Consider the following 17,961-nt stretch of genomic DNA (forward strand, 5'->3'; position numbering starts at 1 on the left):
AATAAATATGTGATAGATTGAATAAAAGGAGCGTATATACGCTCCTTTTTTGTGACTTTTTTGCGCGTTTTAAAGCAATACGGTTGAGTGTTCATCCCAGACGTTATGCGATAATTGGTGCTACGCCCTCAACCATCCACCGTGAGTAATTGGTAGGAGGAGGAGGGTTTTTAATGAGTAACTCATATAATAAATGCCATTCTTGAGGAAATTTATTGCAGCTTTGCCTTTTAGCCTTTGCCTTTTCTAAAAAGCTGTAAACGAGTTTGGTAGGAGAACAACATGGAGAGTTCAGCTATGTTAAGCAAACCAGCGACAGATGTCATATTGCATGCCTTTGACTGGTGCTACGCTGACGTAATGAAGAACGCCCCACTGATCCAAGAGTTGGGTTATAAATCTGTTTTAGTATCACCGGCGATGAAATCGCTGCGCGGCCCTAAAGGTTGCGATCGAAATTCTGGCACTCAATGGTGGCAACGCTATCAGCCCCAAGACTATCGTGTGATCGATAATCAGTTGGGTGACACACAAGATTTTAAAGCGATGGTCGACACGTTAAAGCGACATGGGCTTCGTACTTATGTGGATGTGGTGTTTAACCACATGGCCAACGAATCGGGTATCCGCGGTGATCTAACGTATCCCAATCAGCAAGACATGGCGTCTTATCAAAAAGATGCTGACTATTATGAATCCATACGTTTGTTTGGTGACCTTTCTGAGCCTCTATTTGATGAGAACGACTTCGTGGAGGCGTTTGGCATCAAGAACTGGAAAGACACTTGGGAAGTGCAAAACGGGCGTATTACCGGTGGCGCGAGCGACCCTGGCCTGCCAACGCTGCTTGATAACGATAATGTGGTGGCACAGCAAAGAGCCTACCTAAAAGCACTGAAAGAGATTGGTGTGAAAGGGTTTCGCATTGACGCGGCAAAGCACATGACACTGGCACATCTACGCAAGGTGTGGACGGATGACATCTGCGAAGAAATGCACATCTTCGGTGAGATCATTACCGATGGCGGCGCGACAGAAGAAGAGTATGAGCTGTTCCTTGAGCCTTATCTTAAACACACTCGCTTAGGCGCTTACGATTTCCCGTTGTTCAACACCATCTTCAAAGCATTTGAAGAGCAGGGCAGCTTTAAGTCTTTGATTAACCCATACTGTTTTGGTCAGGCTCTGTCGAATATGCGAGCGATCACGTTTGCGGTCACTCATGATATTCCCAATAACGAGGTGTTTTTGGAGCATGTGATGGATGAAGTGGATGAGCGATTGGCTCATGCTTTCATTCTTGGTCGAGACGGCGGTGTGCCGCTTGTTTACAGTGAACTGAGCACCAGCGGTATTCTGGACAAGAGCGGTCAGCCTCGTTGGCTTAACGACTGGCAAGCGCCTTACATGAAAAGCATGATTCAATTCCATAACCATGTTCATGGCGAAGCGATGCGTGTGGTTGAAGCGAATGATGATTTGTTGGTGTTTGTCCGTGGCGATAAAGGCATTGTGGTGATCAACAAGTCGAAGCGAAGCAAAACAGCCTCATTAAATTGGACTGGTGCGGTAACCGATTTACTGTCGGATGATGTGTTTGAATGTGTTGGTAAGGATTTAACCATCAAGGTGGAATCGAACCAATGTATGATGTTAACGACGAATGAATTGAAGCCTGTCACGAGTTAACTTGGATAGACTAGAAAGAGAAGCCCCGCTTACTGGCAATCAGTAATCGGGGCTTTTTATTTTAAGCTATTGCTCGGTAACTAAACCAAATGGCGACTCAGCCAAACGGCAACTGAGCCAAACCTTGGTTAAACCGTAAACTTATTCAATAGCTCGTCTTGTTGGCGAACATTGTCAGTTTGCTGCTGCATTGCGGTATTCGCTTCTTGGGCCGCTGTTGATACTTGTGTTGAAAGGTCTTTGATCTTAACAGTGTTGTTATTGATCTCTTCCGCTACTAAGCTCTGCTCTTCTGCCGCTGAAGCAATCTGGATGTTCATATCTGAGATGCGTTGAATCGCGTCACGGATACGGTCAAGTGAAGAGTTCGCTTGCTGAGCGCGTTCAACGGCGTCAGTGGCTGTGTCTTTACTTTGGTTCATCGCGTTCGATACTGAGCTTGCACCCGCTTGGAGCTGCTCGATCATGTTGCGGATTTCCGTAGTTGATTCTTGAGTACGTTGTGCCAGAGTACGAACTTCATCGGCAACGACTGCGAAACCACGGCCTGATTCACCAGCACGCGCCGCTTCAATAGCCGCATTCAATGCCAGTAGGTTGGTTTGGTCTGCAATATCGTTGATTACTTTTAGAATTGTTTCGATGTTGGCTGTTGCTGATTCAAGTACTTGTACTTCGGCAACCGCTTGGTCGATACGTGCTGAAAGGTTATCAATCGCTTGAGTGGTGTCACTTACGACAGATGTGCCGTCTAGCGTTGCTTCGTCTGCTTCACGGGCTGCCGCTGCTGCGCCTTGAGCATTGTTTGCAACTTCAGTTGCAGTAACCGCCATCTCGTTCATTGCAGTCGCTAACTGTTCAAGCTCTTCCAGTTGGGTATTCATCGCTTTCGCTGATTCGCCTGCACCTTTAACCGTGATTTCAGTACCACGCTTAATTTCAACACCAATCGCTTTCGATTGAATGATCTGATTTTGCAGGTTTTCAGTAAAGGTGTTGAAACCTTTCGCTAGGTCAGAGAACTCTTGGTCTGTGTTGGTATCTAGGCGCTTAGTTAAATCACCTTGACCGCTCGCCACATCTTGAATGGCTTGGTTAAGCGCATCCAGTGGACGCATTAACACACGAATCAGAACAGTCAGTGCAATGATGCTGAGAATAACTGCAATCAACGAGTAGATCATTGAGCTGTTCTTCAATTCTTCAACGGTTTGGAACGCGATCTCTTCATCGAGGATTGCACCTATATACCAATCTTCACTAGGGATGTGGGTGAAATTAACTAGGAACATTTTGCCGTCGACTTCAATTTCTTGAGAGCCTTCACGAATAGTCGCTTGTGGCATGTAGCTTGATAGCGTTTCACCGTTGTTTTTCGCATTTGGGTGAGCAATCGTGGTGCCGTCGGCTGTTACTAGGAACAGGTAACCCGCATCAAACAAGTTCACTTGGTTGACCAAGGTAGCAAGGTTCGTCAATTCTAGGTCGTAGAACATACCCGCAGTAAAGCGGCCGTTGTCTTTAACTGGAGTACCTACTGATATGATGACTTTCTTACTTGATGCATCCACATAAGGAGCGGTAACAACTAAACTGTTTTTGGATTTAGCATCAATGTACCAAGGACGAATTCGTGGGTCGTAGTCTGGACCGGCATCCCAACCATCATCATTTTCAATAACGAAACCGTTTGCTTCATAACCAAAACCAACCGCTAGGAAGCTGTTTTTAAGCTTTGGCTTTTCTAAGATTTCTTTAACGTAAGCGCGATCTTCAGGGTTGATCTCGATGACTTCAGTCGTCGATTGAGCCAACGCTTTCTTGGCGTTCATCTCCGATACGACGGTATTTTTCACGCCCGAGACCATCTCTTTCAGGCTCGCATTGACGTGGTTTTCTACTGCACTTCTTACGGTGTAAAGTTGTTGTATTGAAAGCAATGATACTGTCACTAGCAGCAAGGCTGATGATGCAGCAACCACCTTATGGCTAAATTTCATTGAGTTTTCCCCTTCTCACAGGCTTTGCGAAGACTAAAGTTAATCGTGTTTTTGTAATTATATATATCGACTAGATTGGATTTTACTTGAATGTAATTTCACAAAATAGACTACAAAAATACAACAACCTAAACAATGCAAAATTCACTAAAGCGCATATTTGTTGCTTTTAGTATTTGGTTAAATGAGTTGGGGAATGGGGCTAGACGGAGTTTAAGGAGGAATTAAGAATGTATTAATTTGATAGTTATGCGTTCAGTTTTCTATTAAAAAGAGGCGGGGTGAACAAACGATATGAAATCAAATGACATGCAGAGCTTATAAATTAATTGAACTCCAAATAATACTGTGTATATATTTTCGCAAATAAAAAGCCCCACAAAAGTGAGGCTTTATAAACTGAATCTTTATTGAGTTACATAAGTAGTATCTAATTTAGAATATTAGATGCGCTACACCAGCGATAACTGGAAGCGTAATTAACGTACGTAGAATAAAGATAATAAACAGTTCTAAGATGTTCACTGGAATCTTACTGCCTAGAAGTAGAGCGCCCACCTCAGACATGTAGATCAGCTGAGTTACCGACATTGCTGCAATAACAAAGCGAGTCATCTCGTTGTCGATAGAAGCCGCAAGGATTGCTGGGATAAACATGTCCGCAAAACCAACAACAATCGTTTCAGATGCTGCAACCGCTTCAGGAACACCAAGTAGCTCTAGGAATGGAATGAAAGGCTGACCTAGGATTGAGAACACAGACGTGTATTCCGCAATAACCAGTGCCATTGTACCTAAACCCATAACAACAGGCAGTACGCCAAATACCATATCTACGGCGTTACGAACGCCTTCGCCAAATACAGATTTAGCCGACTTTACTTGAGATGCTTTATTTACCGCTAGCTCAAGACCCCAAGAGAACGTTGAGTGACCTGCTGGGATCGCGTCAGCGTCTTTGTGCGGCTTGCTGCCATCAATGAAAGTATCTTTCTTCATGCTTAGTGGTGGAAGGCGAGGGATGATCACCGCTGCCACAATACCCGCTAAACAGATTGCTGCGTAGAAAGGTAGGAACAGGTGCTCTAGTTCTACCTGAGCAATAACCACAAGACTGAATGTGATAGATACTGCTGAGAAAGTCGTACCAACAACCGCAGCTTCACGCTGAGTGTAGAATTTCTTCTCGTACTGTTTGCTTGTAAGCAGGATACCAACACTGCCGTCACCCAACCAAGAAGCCATACAGTCAATAGCACTGCGGCCTGGTAGGTTGAAGATTGGACGCATGATTTTACTTAGTAGCGTGCCAAACAGCTCTAGTAGACCAAAGTTAAGTAGAAGCGGAAGTAGCAAACCAGCAAAGATGAATACTGAGAACAGTGTCGGAAGCAGGCCTTCTAGAACCAGACCACCAGTATTTTCTTCCCAAATAACCTCAGGGCCAACTTGGAAGAAAGCCATAACGGCTGCAGCACCACCAATTAAACGAACCAGCAACCACAGTGGAGATGGGTTGAAAAGGCCGTTTAAAAATGAATTTGATGTAATGAATGTAGGCTTAAAAATGGTGCTTAAAACTGAAGCTACAGACATGAAAGCAACGATCGCAGTGATGATAGGGACTAGATATTCACCGAAAACCGCTTGAATTGATTTGGCTAAGATAGCTACAGGGATGGTTAGATCACCTTGATAGCTGATTGGCGCCATGAAAAGGAATAAACCAATCAATGATGGGATTAAGAAAACCCAGAAACTGCCTTTAGATTTCTCTGTTTGAGCAGTATTCTTGTTGTTAGACATGTTATTGTTCTCGAATTTCTACACGTAAAAAAGCCACATCCTTGGCATTTTTATTCACTAAACGTCCGTATTTTCTCATTGGGTGCAAGATTACCCAGTATTAATATCGCTTGCAATACTATTCATCAAATATCGCTAAATATTCATACTGGTTATTCTGCAACGTATTAAGAGTTTAGAATAAAGTGTTGCGGATGTTACGTAGTTTGAGGTTATATTGCCAGATATTTATAAATTGACTGGGGTTTCAGTTCGATAGGTCAAGTATAACCAGTAGCTAAACGCAATAATGAAAGCAAAAGAGGCAGGGAAAGCCAATGCCAAGATTTCGAAGCGTTGGAACAGACAAGCGCCAATTAAGCCGCCAAACAGGAAGCCAACCACAATGAAAATTAGCAGTTTGGCTTTACGGCGGTCAAAAGGCATCCCCTTTAAGCGAGCGCCAATCATGATCCCAAGATCGGTAATGATCCCGCTCATGTGTGTTGTTCGAATGATTGCCCCGCTGTAAGTGGTGATCATCGCGTTCTGCAAACCACACGCGGCTGAAGCGAAATACTGACCTGAAGTATAGCCTTGCAACAGTGTCCACAGCGCCAAAAACAGCAATCCACCCTCAATACATAGTGCAACACCGTAACGGCGTCCTAACTTCAATGCTTGGTTTTCAATAAAGAACCCGCTGAACGCCGCACCTAACATGAAGCTCATGATCACCAATAGGAGGTGAACAGAAGCCGAGGTCGGTGTAAGCAGGCTACTGCCTAGCAAAGACATGGTGCCGGAGATATGGGAGATAGCTTGATGTTGGAAGCCAAGTAAGCCGATAGCATTAACACTGCCAGCAAGACCAGCTAACAAAAGGGCGCCGTATTCAACCCAGCGAGGTAACTTAGAAATCATGTGGTTCACCCTGGGTTAAATAGAGGAGCAAGATTATAACGCTAGACAAAAGATACGCTAGCGCTGTGAAGCGGTGATATTTGATCTTAGGCAACAGTATTGCAGTTTGTTTTAATACTGTTGCTATATAAAGATAACGGTCAATAACGAGATAAAGATAACGCTCAATGACGAACTAGTTGTAATGGCTCATTTGGTGGTCGAACTTAACCCAACCGTGTTTGCGTTCTTCATAAACCGAAAAGCTCGGCAGTGGGAAGTCTTGCTCTTTAAATAATCCGAGCGGGACGATATAAAAATCAGCGGCGGCAACCGACTGCAAAAGCATGGTGGTGCCACACTTGGGACAAAACTGATAGGTGACTTCATTACCCGTATCGCTGATGCGTGAAAAAGAGGTCACTTCACCGCTGAGTGTAACTTGTTCTATTGGGAACCGAGCCTGAATGCCGAACACACTTCCGGTGCGTTTCTGACACTCATAGCAATGGCAGACAGATGTACGTTGAGGTTCACCTCGGCATACTAGGTTGACTGCTCCACAGCGGCATTCGCAACTTCTGATATTTCTATCTTTAATATGATTGATATCCATCCATGCTCCACTTCTGGTTAACCCTGTATTGATAATTATACTAAAGCCCTTTATGGTCTGCACAACTGGATGAAAACAAAAGAATATAATTGCCCATGAAAAAGAAAATCTTACCTATCCCTCTGATTCTACTGATTCCAATTGTCATGCTGGTTGTCGTGATAGTGGCGGGTATTTATCGATTTAGCTTAAGTGACGAAGAGATCTTGGCGAAGTTTCCTTCTTCTCAAGTGAGTTATGACCCAGTCGTAGAAACCGTTTTTGATTTGAAGACGACCAATCCATGGACAATTAAAGTTCCTGAGACTAACGCCTACGCTTTTATCAATGAAGTTGATGAGCCTAGAGCCATCGCGTTTGGACGCTATGACTCAGGTGTTGAGCGCGGTGTGGTAACGGTAGACACAAATAATCTTTCAGCCGCCACGCTGGGCAAGGCGAGTTTCTTTGTCGCGCCGATGTGGATATCTAACCAAGGCAGCGGTGTGTTCTATTATCTAGGCCTGTTTAAACATGACCAGCAACGAAGCCGCGTGGTGTTAGTCGACCAACTTTTACTGGGTGACCGTATACAAATTCAGACATTGGAGGTCGCTCAGCTGCCAGATTCGCAATCACAGAATAAACTTACTGGGGAAGGTTTTATCGGCTTTACTCAGCATTCTGCGGAACAATCATTTGCAGAACCCCCTTCTGAAAAGGTGTTAATGAGTTTTTCTTTTGATACGCAATCAATTGGTAAGCAATAACGTTTGCGTGAATGTAAGGATCTGTTGTTTATGTGAGTCAAATTACATATTATCTTAGTTAGATGAATGAAATTTAGACACACTTAGCTTTGTGTCCGCTTATTTTTACAAATGGAGCTTGCGAATGATTAATAAACGTTTTTTTAAGACGAAAGATGAAGTTGAAGTGACCTTCGAGCTAGAAGCTCAGGAAGCGAACTCTGTATCCATCGTTGCTGACTTTCTTGATTGGAAAGCCACCCCAATGAAAAAACTGGCCAAAGGGAAGGTTTACAAGTTTAAAACTCGTCTACCTAAAGATGGCGAGTTTCAATTCCGCTACCTAGTTGATGACCAACAATGGGTGAACGATGCGAATGCCGATCGTTACATCCCAAATGAATTTGGTGAAGACAACTGCCTAGTGTCGACGGTAAACGCATAATCTTTTCTTAAAACCAGCGACTAATTCGCTTCGTTTATTAATTATTCGAAACGGAATAACGTCAACCAATAGAAAGCAGAAACTAGCCGTTTCTGCTTTTTTATTTTTAAATTTAGCGGTTAATTTTATTTCTTATCTAGTGGCTCTTCATCTACGGCAACTCAATGACTTAGGCTAAGTTGGGAAGATTCACATCATATTATGACAATGCATTGATGATTTATGCGTTTGAAAAGCATATCCTATGCCTTTATATCGTAGAAAGACCTGTTTACCGTGTATTCAAAAATATTTCCCTCTCCGTTTGCTGAGCTTTCACCTGTAAAAAAAGTAGCTATTTTGGGACTGCCACTTATTGCTGCGATTGGTGTTGCTTTGCAATCGTCACAATCGGATCTGACGAAAACGATCGATCTTGATTTGCCCGACTCAACCGTTATTGAGTCAATTCTGTCACCATCTTCTGTTACCGTTATTGAGCCGCCGACATTTGAGTATCAAATTCAAACGGGCGATAACTTGAGTAGCATCTTCACTCAGCTTGGATTTTCTTACAAATCGATGATGAGCGTGATGGAAACTGATTTGAACTTCCTTGCTTTAGATACGCTTCGTCCGGGTAATACATTACGCTTTTGGCGTGATGAAGCGACCGGCGACCTTTCTAAAATGGAACTTCAATTTAGCGTCGCGGACAAAGTGGTTTACCGATTACTTGATGACGGCAGCTACGAATTCGAAGACATCTCTATTCCTGGTGAATGGAAGCAAAAACCTTTAGTGGGTGATATTCAAGGCAGCTTCTCTATGTCGGCGAACAAGGTTGGCCTGAGCAGTCTTGAGATTGACCATATTGTGACTCTTCTTAAAGATAAGCTGAACTTTAGCCGAGACCTACGTGCTGGCGATCAGTTTGAAGTGCTTCAAAAAGCGCAATATGTTGATGGTGTTGCAACCGGAAAACGTGAAATTGAAGCAATTAAGATCATGAATCGTAACCGCGTTGTGTCAGCATACTTACACACTGACGGACAATATTACGATGCTAATGGCGATAGCTTACAACGTGCTTTCCAACGTTACCCAGTGAGCAGTAGCTGGCGCCAAAGTTCTCAGTTTAACCCTAAGCGCTTACACCCTGTGACTGGCCGCATTTCACCGCACAACGGTACGGATTTCGCGACACCAATTGGCACACCTGTTCAAGCAACGGGTGATGGCAAAGTGATCATGACGCGTAAACACCCTTATGCGGGTAACTATGTGGTGATTCAACACGGTAGCACTTATAAAACGCGCTACTTGCACTTAAGCAAGATCCTTGTTCGTAAAGGACAAACGGTATCTCGTGGACAGCGTATTGGCCTATCGGGTAAAACGGGTCGAGTGACAGGTGCTCACTTGCACTATGAACTGATCGAACGTGGTCGCCCTGTTGATGCGATGAAAGCGAATATCCCAATGGCCGATTCTGTGCCTAAAAAGGAAAAAGCGACATTCACAGCCGCGAGAGATGAAGCCGACAAGCTATTGAAGGCAGCGTTAGAAACGCGCAATCTAGCAATGGTTAATAATGCTAGTAAGTAGCTAGCCATTAAACTGTTTTAAAGCCGCAAGAGCATCACAAAGCACAGTCAGTGTTAAGTGATGCTCTTGCGGCTTTTTAGTTCTCAATAGAAGGTTCGGTAAGGGTTTAAACTAAAGGCTCTAAGTGCGCGACATAGCTAACGATAGCTTCAGGCCGCATTGGAGGTGAGTAGAGGTAACCTTGGATCTTGTCACATCCCATCGCGTGCAGCTTTTCTAATTGCTCACGCTTCTCAACACCTTCCGCAACCAAAGATACATCGAGTCTATGGGCCAGTTGAACAATCAGCCATACTACGCTCTCTGAGGTCGAACTAGTTAACAAGTCTCGAATAAAGGTCGCATCAATTTTAATGCAATCGATAGGGTAGCTGTGGATGTAGTTCAAACTGGAGTAGCCTGTACCAAAGTCGTCGAGTGCAATCGTGAAGCCTTGTCCTCTCAGAAAGTTAAGCGCGGATTTTGTCTCTTGTGTTGGCGATAACAGAACGGTTTCGGTTAACTCGATAACAAACTCATTCGCCTTAAAATGGTGCTGTTCAATGGTTCGAGTCAGGTAGGATATATAACGTTTCGAATCAGTAAGCTCGTGCGCAGAGCAGTTGATTCCAAGTTTAACCTTGTAGCCCAAGCCTTGCTCTAGTGTGGTTTTAGCGCGGCACACCAATTCAATAATGCGTTCACCTAATTCGACAATCAGCCCTGACTCTTCTGCCACTTGAATAAACTCTACGGGTGAGATGTCTCCATGTCTGGCGGTTTTCCAGCGAGTCAGTACCTCGAAATATTCCCATTGCGTTTCACCTTGACCCACAATCGGCTGTACCACTACGTACATTCCATTGCTGTCGGGGATATAGCTTTGTGAAATTGGGTTTTCCAGCTCACTTCGTAGCGCTGCGACTAGCTCGGTTTTTCTTTGGTAACGAACTCTTAAGTGAGTGTCATAACATTGAATATGAGTATCTTGGCTGTGTTTACACTCTTTAAGCGCCAAGCTGGTATTGAAGATGATTTGCTCAACGTCTTTGTTGTCTCCATCCGAACTGGCAATACCGATGCTGACGTCGAAATCTATCTTGATATCAACGCTACTGTAGCCCTGCTTAATTTTGGCCAGTATTTGTTCGCACACGGCTATCGGATCAGAATGGTAGGTGATGAAGGCGAACTCGTTGCCAGCAGTCCGGAAAGTCAGGTTGCTTTCAGGTAAAGTTCGGCGCAATATTTCTGCGACAAACTGCAGCACCTTGTCGCCAATATAATTACCGTGCATATCATTAATGGCTTTGAAGCTATTGATATCGAGTAAAGCCAATGTAAACGGAGTGACGCTCTGTTGAGTAATCGACTCTAAGGTATCTGATAAACAGCTTCGGTTGAGTAACCCGGTTAGGCTGTCGTGTGACACCTCATAACTAAGCTGATTTACAAGTTGTTCGGAACGGTCGTTAAACCACATTTCACGCAAGGTATGGATGATGATGTCGGCGAACAATTGATGGTGCTTTACCACGTCTTGTTGCTGATCAGGGCTAAGAGGCGAGGTGAACGTTGAAAACAGCACGCCCATCACTTCGCCACTTTGAGTTTGAGTCGGGATCGCGATGGAGTTTTGTGAGGTGATTTCCTGCCTAAATGCCGATGTTGGCAATGACTGGACGACGTACTGAGCAAACGAGCAATCTGGGTGTCTTTGGTTGACGGCTTGTTGGTAGATGTGACCATGGCGCGCATTGATTTTGTCATGCAATACATGATCAGAATGGGCGATCACCAAAGGAACGGTTTGGTCAGGGAAGTACTTCTTCTCAATGATGCTGGTGTATTGAGTATCAAAGGTCTGATGTAAAGTAAGCACAGCTGACTCTAAAAGGTCGATACCTTCCAATTTCAGCAAACGGCCAATGCGCTCTGTGTCTATCATGCTATTGTGCGTATGTTGAGTCATAGCCACCACCCCTAGTTAACCAGATTCACTGTGTAAGCGGTATACGTATTATCTTGTATATGTGCGAACTTGTATAATCTATATGCGTCAAGTTTATTATTGACCGTGTTGTATAACTTTTCAAATTAAAACGTGACTTATTTCACAGAGCTTGCGTGCTACGCTCTTTGTCTAGCCTGTCTTTCAGATGGTCCAAAAAGAGCTTGGTTCGCGTGTGCGAGTAATCAAGCTTAGGGTAGTACGCGTAAACCATCACTTCGTCGGCGGTAATATTTGGCAATACTGGAACTAATGTCCCTTGCTTTAGATCCTCTTTGATCATCGCTTTGATGGTTAACAGTACGCCCATTCCTCGCTTCGCAGCATGAAACAAAGCCTCTGGATTAGTGGTCGCAAAGTTACCGTTTAACGTTATTCGCTGCCCTTTGGTGAGTGCTACTTCACGGGTCGGACGCTCTCCCCAAATTAACGAGTTGTGTTGCTCCAAATCTTGCTCGCAAGTGGGGTAGCCGTGTTTGGCAAGATAGCTTGGTGCTGCATAGAAGCTGGCTCTGTGTTCAAACAGCGGTGTTTTCTTGAAGCTTAATGAGTTGAGTTGTTCTAGTTCACGACTGATCACCAGATCTAAGCCCAGTTCAGGTAATTGGCCTGGCGTGGTCGTGATCAGCTGCACCTTAATATCAGGGTATTTTTCTAAGAAGTCGTCCATGTATTGCACCAGAAACTTAGAGCCAACCGCAATCGTAGCGCCAATCTTTAATAGGCCTGCTGGGGTTTGGTTAACCGAGCGAGTCTCATCAATAATGGACTGCCAATTGTCGAGCTGATCCTTGGCTCGCAGGTAAAAGAGCGCACCTGCTTCGGTTTGGCTAATTGATCGCGTGGTGCGCTTTAACAGTTGGGTGCCTATGCGCTCTTCTAGCCAGTTCACTCTTTTGCTGATCGCCGAGCTGGTGGTGTTAAGTTTTCGAGCAGCACCATTGAAGCTACCTTCTTCCACTACTCTGACATAGCTTTTTACGTTAAGAATCCAATCCATATTATTTCCTGTTAGGACTTAATAAAATTCCAATTTAGCTAATTATCAATTATTGGTTTTGAATGTAAACTCATCTAATGAACAAATATCAAACGAATAGGGAATTTTTTGAGCCAATCGACCTTTAAAAAAACGCCGTTACTCTTAGCAATGATGATTATTGCTACGGGGCAGGTGGGTGTGAGCATCTACTTGCCAGCATTGCCGTTAATTGCTTCTGACTTAAGTGCTACTCAAGTAGATGTACAGCTGCTCGTCACGCTGTTTCTGGTGGGTTTTGGCTTGTCTCAGCTATTTTACGGACCGATGTCCGATGCGGTGGGAAGAAGACCTATCTTCTTGTTAGGTCAGGGTGTTTATTTGATTGGTACAGTCGTTTGTGTTGTGTTTTCTGACAATATGACGGCGCTAGAAGTTGGTCGCTTGCTGCAAGGTTTAGGGGCGGGCAGTGCCTCGGTTCTTGGGCGAAGTGTGCTTCGTGACAGCTATGATGGTTCACAGCTTACCAAAGCGTTGTCTTATATCTCGATCACCGCGTCGATTATGCCGATCATCGCGCCTGTATTTGGTGGCTGGATTTCATTCCACCTTGGTTGGCAGGCGGTGTTCCTTTTCGTTCTATTGTATTTACTGGCGATATTCACACTGGGTTACTTCGTGTTGCATGAAACTCTGCCATATGGGAAGAGCCGTTTTGAAATCAGCCAAGTGGTAAAGAACTACGGACGCTTGTTAACGAATCGCCAAGTGATAAGCAGCGCCAGTTATAACTGGATGAGTTATATGGCGAGTTTGGTATCGTTATCTTTATTCCCATTCTTAATGCAAGAGCAATTGGGGCTGACCGCCGCTGAGTATGGTTCATTGATGATTGTCCCTTCGGCAGGCTTACTGATCGGTAGCGTGGCTTTGAACTTGCTCAATCGTAGGTTTAGCACTCCGCAATTGATGAGCCTTGCGATTTTGATTATTTTGGCTTCGGGAACTTGGCTTCTTACTCATGAGTTATCCATCTTTAACTTGGTTTGGGCGTTTACTTGGTTGGCGATAGCACAAGGCATTTCGTTCCCATTATCAATCAGCATGTTATTAGAACCTCATAAGAAGCAAGCGGGCGCAGTATCGGCATTGTCGGGCTCTATTCAGATGTGTTTAGCGGGTTTATTGGGTGGGTATCTAGTAGAGAGTTGGGTCACGACTCATCTACAGTTAGGCGTGTTCTACCTCATTATTGGCGCAGCCATGGGCGGAGTGCTTTGGTCTTCAACCAAAATGAACAACAAAGGCGATACTGTTGAAGTGGAATATAGCTAAACACTAAATTCACTATCGTTTAACGCACCATCGTTAATACGTTGTATTTGTGCTGATGGTTTTCTACAATGCTTCGGTCCATTGAATAGGTAAAAACAAAATGCAGCAAAATGAATTTGAAGTACTGGTAAAAGCTATCTGCGCACTAGATGGCCTGCCTCAAGCGCTTGAGCTATTGAAATCCAATGAGGATACAGAAGTCGCTGAGGCTGCTGCATCACTGACTGGTCAATTTGCACTTGCTGAAGTGGAAGGCGAAAAGCGTATTTACCACGTGACGCTTCAAGAAAATGAACAAGGCGAAGAGCAAGAGTACATCGAACATGTTATGAATGAAGGCGATGACTTAATCAAATTTGCAGCTTGGTTCTTTGAAACGATGTTTGAATTGAAGCAAAAAGACACATACCAAATTGCCGGTAAAACTTACAGACAGCCAAAGCGCAGCTAGGTTTCTCAGTAAAGCATTTTAGAAAGCAGCTCTATTGAGCTGCTTTTTTTATCAGTGTCTAAATCAATGTCTTGGGTTGTTATTAGGAATGGAGCATTAAGCTCAAACCAGAATTTAGGTTAACTCATTGATATACAAAAACAATGCTGATTAGCACAGAGACAAAATTAGGCTAATTGCAAATGAATGCTTAATATTGCATTAAAGTGTGATTTAGATCTTGTTTTTGGGCGTTTTAAGTGTAGAATCCGCGCTAAAGAAAGTTGATTATGTGCGGAGATAAGCATGAATTACGAACTAGGCCACGCATACCTTGGTCAAATGGCAGCAAAAAACATGATGCACGAAGCATTGTACGGCACTTCAAAGCCAAAGAAACCATCGTTCTTTAAGCGAATGATGAAGAAAATGGCTAAATAAGCATTTTCAAAAACGGAATTTTAAAAGGCCTTAAACTCGATGAAGTTTAAGGCCTTTTTCGTTTTAGCGATTGGTGAAAGTTATCGCTTTGTTTTGTTGTGGATGGACACAAAAAACACTAATTAAGCTTCTGACTAATGGCTTTTAATGAACTCAGCCAGCAGATTGATTGGATAAGTCGACCACATTATTAGGGATGCTATCTAAGCCATTCTCTTTCATCCACGCTTCTAAGTTATCGGCACCACCGATGTACTTACCATCAAGCCAGATCTGCGGGACGGTGACCGGTGTTTTCTCACCAATGTGTGCTTTTACCTCTGGAATCATACGGTACAAAGCGGCGCTATCTTTTACGACATCGTGGTATTGGTATTCAACACCCGCTTCATCCAGCATTTTCTTCGCTTTAACACAGAATGGGCAGGTCGCCTTACCATAAACGATGTTGCCTTTTAGGCTGTCTCGTTTGGTCCACTCTTTGATCACCGATTGGATTAACACACCGCGATTCAGCGCTTCACCTTGGCTGACCACTTTGCCTTCAACAACAAGGATTGGAGCATGCCAAGAGCCTAGTTTTAGCGGCTCCCACCAGTGAGACAACCAATCTTTCACTTCCAGTTCGACATCGACATCGGCCAACTCATTCTCAAAAGTATCCTTCAGAATGTCTTTGGTAAGGGTACATTCTCCACATGGGATATTAACTTTAAATGGACCCCAACTGCCTGCCCAACGGTATAGTGTAATCTTGACTGGTTTCTTCATGGTTACGGCCTCGTTTGAATTCTCTTATCCATATAGAACGGACTGTTGAACTATTTATTTCACTAACCCTAAACTTTCTTCAGTTTTGACGGCTTTTTCGTTTCCCAGTGCGTTATAAATGCGACTGACGCAATAATAATAGCAGCCCCGAGCCATAAACGACCCGGTGGAACCCAGCTAAATACAATCCAACCTGCTAGGACATTTAGCGGTAATTTTGCGTGGTCAAAAGGTTGTACGAATGAAGCATCAGCGACTGAGTAGGCTTTTACAATTGCCCATTGAGCAAGTGCCGTCATAACACCGATGACAATTAAGATCGCCCAAATCGTACCGCCACTTGGCGTCTGCCAATCTGGCGCAGCAAGTAGGATGTTAAATGGTGTAATCAATAGTAAAAGGTAGACCACCATGGTAGAAGGGCTGTCTTGTGAAGAGAGCTTTTTCACCATCAGTGAGTAGCATGCCCAGAAGAAAGCGGCACCGACTGGTAATAACGTTGCCCAGTTAAAATCTTCAGCCCACGGCTCTAGAATCACCATCGCACCCACGAAGCCTGCTAAGGTCGCGCCCCAGCGAGCAGCCCCAACTTTCTCTTTTAAGAAAAGCCCTGAACCAATGGTTGCAAACAATGGCGATGTCATGAGAAGGGCAATGCCTTGCCAAATTGGTACTGGGTAAGCCAGTGCCCATATCCAAAGTTGAATACCAATAACAGACAAGAAGACACGGAATACGTGCAATTTGAGGTTGTCGGTTTTTAGCGCGCGGCGAATACCCAGCGTTTTTAGGTAAGGAAGAATAGCGAATAACGCGATGGCGTATTGAATGACGGCAACGGTGGTAGAAGTCAGTCCGAAATGAATGCTAGCAATTTGAGTTAGGCTGTTAATAACGGCAAAGGCTAGGCCTGCGGTTAGCATCCAGCTAGCGCCTTGGATCGGATGGTGTTGTGACATGATGCTTCTAATTATTTGATGTGGTTCACCTATGATACGGATTTAGCACCACTTAACCAGAAAAAGCATTGATGAAGTCAGTCAGAATATTTGAATATGAAAAAAGGTTGAGCCATTGCCCAACCTTTTTAGTCTGTATCTAAAGTCGATTTAGATTAGAAGTCGTAACGTACACCTAGGCGAAGAGAGTCTTCACTTTGTGTTTCTAAACCTGCAACTTTTACGTCGTCTAGATTGTTTAATTGGTAAGCAACGTATGTACGGATAGATTTGTTGAACTTGTAAGTACCAGTCAGCTCAAAGAAGTCAGCTGTGTCTACAGTTAAGTTCTGTGTCGCGTCTTTTTCTTGTTTTTGGTACAAAGCAGCCAATTCAAACTGATCTGTTAGTTTGTACTTAGCCGCAACTTCTACACCAGAGAACTCAGTTTTTGCTTTGTCGTCTAGGTCACCCATTGTGTAGGTTGCACCTAGATATAGAGCATCCATTTTGTAATTAATACCAGCGATTACAGCCGTTGCTGAACCATTACCAGTACCGTTGTCGTTACCTGAGTAACCAAGACCAAAACCTAAGCCCATTGGTAGTGTGTAAATACCAGAGATACCGTAACCGTCAGTATCTTTGTCTTCACCAGCAATCAAACTTGCTTTAAGAGAAAGTGCGTCTGCGTCGTAAGCGTATACAAACGTGTTATTGATTTGCTCGTCACCTGCATTGATGAATGCTTTTTGGTCACCAGAGTAGATAGTAACATCCGACATTTCTGAGATTTGAGCTGCAGCTGTATCTTGACGACCTACTGATACTGCGCCGAAGTTACCTTCAAAACCTGCATACATGTAACGTTGCTTAAAGTTGTCAGTTTCATCATTGTCAGCTGAAGAATTTACGCCTTGTTCTGCTTCGTAGAAACCAAAACCAGATAGGTCGCTAGTGATTTCTGTAGTACCGCCAACATTTAAACGTACACGGCTTTTATTTTTCATTGTTCCGTCGATTTCTTTACCGCCTGAACCAATGAAATCACCACGGAATTCCGCACGACCGCCAATTTTAAGTTCTGTACCGTCAGAGCTGTAAACTGTTGCTGCTAGAGATGAACCTGAAACTAGTGCCGCTACCACTGCAGAAGCTAGAACTGCCTTTTTCATAATCACTTACCTTGTATTTTAAAATCCGTGAGCAATGTGCTCTCCGTTTCGATATGAAGCTAATTTAGAGCAGATAAATTAAGCTTTCATTTCCATAAAATTACATTTTCGTGAATGGGGAACTTTTTTAAGTGTTGATTTTATTGCAT

Annotated in this window: 16 protein-coding genes; 7 read left to right on the forward strand and 9 right to left on the reverse strand. The window is 43.9% G+C overall.

Going from position 1 to position 17,961, the window contains the following annotated elements:
• Positions 1 to 282: 282 nt before the first annotated feature.
• Positions 283 to 1,689 carry an alpha-amylase family glycosyl hydrolase gene (locus AB4138_RS07305; protein ID WP_017062749.1) on the forward strand — a complete coding sequence of 469 codons (1,407 nt, stop codon included), beginning with the start codon at positions 283 to 285 and terminating at the stop codon, positions 1,687 to 1,689.
• Positions 1,690 to 1,817: 128 nt separating this feature from the next.
• Here the strand turns inward: AB4138_RS07305 and AB4138_RS07310 are convergent, their stop codons facing one another.
• From AB4138_RS07310 to AB4138_RS07325, 4 genes are all read right to left on the reverse strand, one after another.
• Entirely contained in the window at positions 1,818 to 3,689 is a 1,872-nt protein-coding gene (locus AB4138_RS07310) for a methyl-accepting chemotaxis protein (protein WP_017062748.1), read from the reverse strand.
• A gap of 435 nt (positions 3,690 to 4,124) precedes the next feature.
• Positions 4,125 to 5,495, reverse strand: coding sequence for a YjiH family protein (locus tag AB4138_RS07315; RefSeq protein ID WP_017067418.1), 1,371 nt, complete (start codon positions 5,493 to 5,495; stop codon positions 4,125 to 4,127).
• A gap of 228 nt (positions 5,496 to 5,723) precedes the next feature.
• Positions 5,724 to 6,398 (reverse strand): YoaK family protein, encoded by a 675-nt coding sequence (locus tag AB4138_RS07320; protein ID WP_017062746.1) that lies wholly within the window; start codon positions 6,396 to 6,398, stop codon positions 5,724 to 5,726.
• A gap of 175 nt (positions 6,399 to 6,573) precedes the next feature.
• Entirely contained in the window at positions 6,574 to 7,056 is a 483-nt protein-coding gene (locus AB4138_RS07325; protein ID WP_170791798.1) for a GFA family protein, read from the reverse strand.
• Positions 7,057 to 7,088: 32 nt separating this feature from the next.
• Here AB4138_RS07325 and AB4138_RS07330 point away from each other — a divergent pair, with 32 nt between their 5' ends.
• The 3 genes from AB4138_RS07330 (at position 7,089) to AB4138_RS07340 (ending at position 9,753) form a co-directional block, all read left to right on the forward strand.
• Positions 7,089 to 7,742 carry a hypothetical protein gene (locus AB4138_RS07330; RefSeq protein WP_017062744.1) on the forward strand — a complete coding sequence of 218 codons (654 nt, stop codon included), beginning with the start codon at positions 7,089 to 7,091 and terminating at the stop codon, positions 7,740 to 7,742.
• Positions 7,743 to 7,866: 124 nt separating this feature from the next.
• A complete protein-coding gene (locus AB4138_RS07335) occupies positions 7,867 to 8,166 on the forward strand; it encodes an isoamylase early set domain-containing protein (RefSeq protein ID WP_009845720.1) in 300 nt (99 codons plus the stop codon).
• Between the two features lie 276 nt (positions 8,167 to 8,442).
• Positions 8,443 to 9,753 carry a peptidoglycan DD-metalloendopeptidase family protein gene (locus AB4138_RS07340; RefSeq protein ID WP_108110734.1) on the forward strand — a complete coding sequence of 437 codons (1,311 nt, stop codon included), beginning with the start codon at positions 8,443 to 8,445 and terminating at the stop codon, positions 9,751 to 9,753.
• Between the two features lie 106 nt (positions 9,754 to 9,859).
• Here the strand turns inward: AB4138_RS07340 and AB4138_RS07345 are convergent, their stop codons facing one another.
• Both AB4138_RS07345 and AB4138_RS07350 read right to left on the reverse strand, forming a co-directional pair.
• The gene (locus AB4138_RS07345; protein ID WP_372074929.1) at positions 9,860 to 11,704 is read right to left on the reverse strand and encodes a putative bifunctional diguanylate cyclase/phosphodiesterase; all 1,845 of its coding nucleotides are present in this window, start codon (positions 11,702 to 11,704) and stop codon (positions 9,860 to 9,862) included.
• A gap of 142 nt (positions 11,705 to 11,846) precedes the next feature.
• The gene (locus AB4138_RS07350) at positions 11,847 to 12,743 is read right to left on the reverse strand and encodes a LysR family transcriptional regulator (RefSeq protein WP_017068382.1); all 897 of its coding nucleotides are present in this window, start codon (positions 12,741 to 12,743) and stop codon (positions 11,847 to 11,849) included.
• A 108-nt stretch (positions 12,744 to 12,851) separates the two neighbouring features.
• Here AB4138_RS07350 and AB4138_RS07355 point away from each other — a divergent pair, with 108 nt between their 5' ends.
• The 3 genes from AB4138_RS07355 (at position 12,852) to AB4138_RS07365 (ending at position 14,928) form a co-directional block, all read left to right on the forward strand.
• Entirely contained in the window at positions 12,852 to 14,057 is a 1,206-nt protein-coding gene (locus AB4138_RS07355; protein ID WP_372159042.1) for a multidrug effflux MFS transporter, read from the forward strand.
• Between the two features lie 100 nt (positions 14,058 to 14,157).
• Complete coding sequence (locus AB4138_RS07360; protein ID WP_017057980.1) at positions 14,158 to 14,508, forward strand: hypothetical protein; 351 nt, start codon at positions 14,158 to 14,160, stop codon at positions 14,506 to 14,508.
• Between the two features lie 285 nt (positions 14,509 to 14,793).
• Positions 14,794 to 14,928, forward strand: coding sequence for a hypothetical protein (locus tag AB4138_RS07365; RefSeq protein ID WP_010431176.1), 135 nt, complete (start codon positions 14,794 to 14,796; stop codon positions 14,926 to 14,928).
• Positions 14,929 to 15,081: 153 nt separating this feature from the next.
• On the opposite strand, the gene AB4138_RS07370 is transcribed toward AB4138_RS07365, so the two are convergent.
• The 3 genes from AB4138_RS07370 to AB4138_RS07380 all read right to left on the reverse strand — a co-directional run bounded on the left by AB4138_RS07370 (position 15,082) and on the right by AB4138_RS07380 (position 17,812).
• A complete protein-coding gene (locus AB4138_RS07370; RefSeq protein WP_017062739.1) occupies positions 15,082 to 15,699 on the reverse strand; it encodes a glutaredoxin domain-containing protein in 618 nt (205 codons plus the stop codon).
• 68 nt (positions 15,700 to 15,767) lie between these two features.
• Positions 15,768 to 16,658, reverse strand: coding sequence for a DMT family transporter (locus AB4138_RS07375; RefSeq protein ID WP_102465584.1), 891 nt, complete (start codon positions 16,656 to 16,658; stop codon positions 15,768 to 15,770).
• 155 nt (positions 16,659 to 16,813) lie between these two features.
• Positions 16,814 to 17,812 (reverse strand): porin, encoded by a 999-nt coding sequence (locus AB4138_RS07380; protein ID WP_372132747.1) that lies wholly within the window; start codon positions 17,810 to 17,812, stop codon positions 16,814 to 16,816.
• Positions 17,813 to 17,961: the final 149 nt, after the last annotated feature.

Source organism: Vibrio sp. 10N.286.52.C3 (assembly GCF_041468865.1).
Taxonomy (GTDB): Bacteria; Pseudomonadota; Gammaproteobacteria; order Enterobacterales; family Vibrionaceae; genus Vibrio; species Vibrio crassostreae_C.